Consider the following 3,402-nt stretch of genomic DNA (forward strand, 5'->3'; position numbering starts at 1 on the left):
AGCGGTCGGAGTCGGGTAGTTTACGGTGCCTATTTCAGGTAGTATTGCTGGGTGTGGGTTTTCTGAGTTTAGAAATAGACCGCGACCTCAACGCAGTGCAAAGCCTGGCGTGGAGTTTCCTGTTGCGGGGTTGGGAGCCGGCCAGTTAGGAAACGCGGAAGCAGGAAGTAAAGCGGCAACGCTGCAGAGGCTGAGGACTCTATTCTGCGGGGCGGGGTGGGGATGCTTTGTTACCGTTTCGTGAACCTTTCGGAGCGGACATGAGGACTTTTCCTTCTCCAGAGGTACTCCGTCGGCTGCCGGCTGGGGCTGCTGATGGGGCTATTATTCTGGGCACGTTGGTTCTCCTGGCCTTGGTGGCGCAGGTGGGGACGGGGGCTTTTGAGCAGTTTCAGCCGCCGGCGCTGGTGCCCCGAGTCGACCTGGATCCGCGCAACCTGCCCTACTACGCCGCCCGCTCCACCTTGCGCATGTTCATCGCCCTCTTCTTTTCCACCCTTTTTACCCTGATCTACGGGTATATCGCCGCCAAAAGCCGCTGGGCGGAGCGAATTTTGATCCCCCTGTTGGATATCTTGCAATCGGTGCCGGTGTTGGGGTTTCTCTCCATTACCGTTACCGGCTTTATCGCGCTTTTTCCCGGCAGCCTGCTGGGTCTGGAGGCGGCTTCTATCTTCGCCATCTTCACCAGCCAGGTTTGGAACATGACTTTTTCCTTTTACCAATCCTTGCGCACCCTGCCGCAGGAGCTGGTGGAAGCGGCTACCCTCTACCGCTTGTCGGGCTGGCAGCGCTTCGTCCAGTTGGAAGTGCCGGCAGCGATGGTGGGCCTCATCTGGAACGCCATGATGAGTTTTGGCGGGGGATGGTTCTTTGTGGCCGCCAGCGAGGCCATCAGCGTGCTTAACCAGGAGTACACCCTGCCCGGCCTGGGATCCTATGTGGAAGCCGCCGTTCAAGCAGAGGATCTGCCCAAGTTGGGCTGGGCGCTTTTGACCATGGCGGTGGTGATCCTGCTGGTGGATCAGCTCTTCTGGCGGCCTCTGGTGGCCTGGTCGGATAAGTTTCGCCTGGAGCAGAGCGCCAGTGCGGCTGCCCCGGAGTCGTGGCTGTATGATCTGCTGACCGCAGCGCGGATCCCGCGGTTGCTGGGCAATTGGCTGGCTCCCTTCCGAGAATTGGCGGATCGGCTGTTGTCCTATTTAACTCGCCCGCGCTGGGGGGATCCACCCAATCCCGAGGCGGAGCGACGCCGCGAGCGGCTGTTGACTCAGCTCTCTTGGCTGGCCATTGGCGGGATCGGGATTTGGATTGTTCATTTTGTGTCCACCACCGTGGGTTTCGGGGAGGTGCTGCTGACCTTTGGGCTGGGGATCCTCACCCTGCTGCGGGTCAGCGTGCTGTTGGTTTTCGCCACCGTGATCTGGACGCCGATCGGAGTGGCCATCGGCTTTAATCCACGCCTGGCAAAGTTGCTGCAGCCGGTGGTGCAATTTCTGGCAGCTTTTCCGGCCAATTTCCTCTTTCCATTTGCCACGCTGTTTTTCATCCGCACCCAAATTAGCATTGAGTGGGGCAGCATTTTGCTGATGTCGTTGGGAGCGCAGTGGTACATTCTCTTTAACTCCATTGCCGGCGCCCAGAGCATTCCCACAGATTTGCGCGAGATGGCCGTGGATGTGGGCTTGCGGGGATGGCAGCGCTGGCAAAAGCTGATTATTCCGGGGATCTTTTCTGCCTGGGTTACCGGGGGGATCACGGCCAGCGGCGGCGCTTGGAACGCTAGCATTGTCTCGGAGATCGTGGCCTGGGGATCCACCACTCTCAAGGCTACGGGATTGGGCACCTATATCGCTGAGGCAACGGCGGTGGGAGATTGGCCCCGCATTACTTTGGGCATTGGCATGATGAGCTTGTTTGTGGTGGGCATCAATCGCCTTTTCTGGCGGCGGTTGTATCAATTGGCAGAAGAAAAATATCACCTTTAATCTTTGAGGCTATCTGATATGAGTTCTGCAGCTTCTCCGGTTCTGATCGAAGTTGAGAGGGTCTACAAGCGCTTTCCTTTGCCGGAGGGCAAGGGCGAGTTTACGGTTTTAAGCCAGATAGATTTGCAAGTGCGGGCAGGGGAAGTTTTGGCTTTGTTGGGCCGCAGCGGCAGCGGCAAAAGCACCCTGCTGCGCATCATGGCGGGCCTGATCCCGCCTAGCGAAGGGCGAGTGTTGAGCAATGGACGTCCTCTGCGGGGCCCCAACCCGGATGTGGCCATGGTGTTTCAGAGTTTTGCTCTCTTGCCCTGGCTGACGGTGCAGGAAAATGTGGAGCTGGGGCTGCAGGCTCAAGGGATCCCGCGCGAGATCCGGCGGCAAAGGGCCCTCAAGGCCATCGACCTGGTGGGCCTGGATGGGTTCGAGAACGCCTACCCCAAGGAACTCTCGGGGGGCATGAAGCAGCGGGTGGGCTTTGCCCGCGCCTTTGTTCTAGAGCCCAAGGTGCTGTTTATGGACGAGCCCTTCAGCGCTCTGGACGTGCTGACGGCGGAGAACCTGCGGGGGGAGATCGACGAGCTCTGGAACACCCAGGCCTTCCCTTCCCAGAGCATTCTCATCGTTACCCACAACATCGAAGAGGCCGTGTTTTTGGCGGATCGGGTGGTGATCCTGGGATCCAAGCCGGGGCGGATCCGGGGAGAGGTGAAAATCGACCTGCCGCGGCCCCACGAACGTACGGATCCCCGCTTCAAGTCCCTGGTCGACTACATCTACGAGATCATGACCAATCCGGAGATCCCGGTAACCGGCGAGGTGGCTGCCCCCACTTCGGTAAGCAGTAGGGCAACTTCTCCCTACGCGCTGCCCCTGCCCCATGCGCGGGTGGGCGGCATCAGTGGTTTGCTGGAGCTGATTGTGGAATGGCCGCAGGCACGGGTAGAGATTGCCGAGCTGGCCGAGCGGCTGCAACTGGCGGTGGATGACTTGCTGCCGATTTTGGATGCGGCGGTGCTGTTGGGCTTTGCCGAGGTAAGCGGCAGGGTGGTACAACTGACCGAGATCGGCCAAGACTTTGCCAACACCACCATCTTGCGCAGCAAGGATCTCTTCCGACAGCAGCTTTTGGCACGGGTGCCGGTCTTCAAGAGCATCCTGCAGACGCTGGAAGAAAAAAACAGCCGCTCCATGCGGGCGGACTTCTTCTTGGATCTCTGGGACGAACATTTTCCCCACGAGGAAGCTGAGCGGCAGTTTGCTACAGCCGTTGACTGGGGGCGCTATGCGGAGCTCTTTGAGTACGATGCCTCGGAAGAGCGGCTGTATCTCCCGGATCCCAGCGAAAGCTCCGCCGCTTCTGAGCCTGTCGGCCTTGATTCCCGTTCTGGCTAGGGCCAGCTTGGCTTTGCCTTTT

Annotated in this window: 2 protein-coding genes; both read left to right on the top strand. The window is 59.4% G+C overall.

The genetic code is table 11. The features are described 5' to 3' along the window. The first annotated feature begins 260 nt into the window (after positions 1-260). Entirely contained in the window at positions 261-1,988 is a 1,728-nt protein-coding gene (locus NW844_RS12475; RefSeq protein ID WP_414336095.1) for an ABC transporter permease, read from the top strand. Between the two features lie 18 nt (positions 1,989-2,006). Then, on the top strand, positions 2,007-3,380 hold the full coding sequence (locus NW844_RS12480) for a nitrate/sulfonate/bicarbonate ABC transporter ATP-binding protein (RefSeq protein ID WP_414336097.1): 1,374 nt from the start codon (positions 2,007-2,009) through the stop codon (positions 3,378-3,380). Positions 3,381-3,402: the final 22 nt, after the last annotated feature.

It is taken from the genome of Synechococcus sp. H55.2 (assembly GCF_047462495.1).
GTDB lineage: Bacteria > Cyanobacteriota > Cyanobacteriia > Thermostichales > Thermostichaceae > Thermostichus.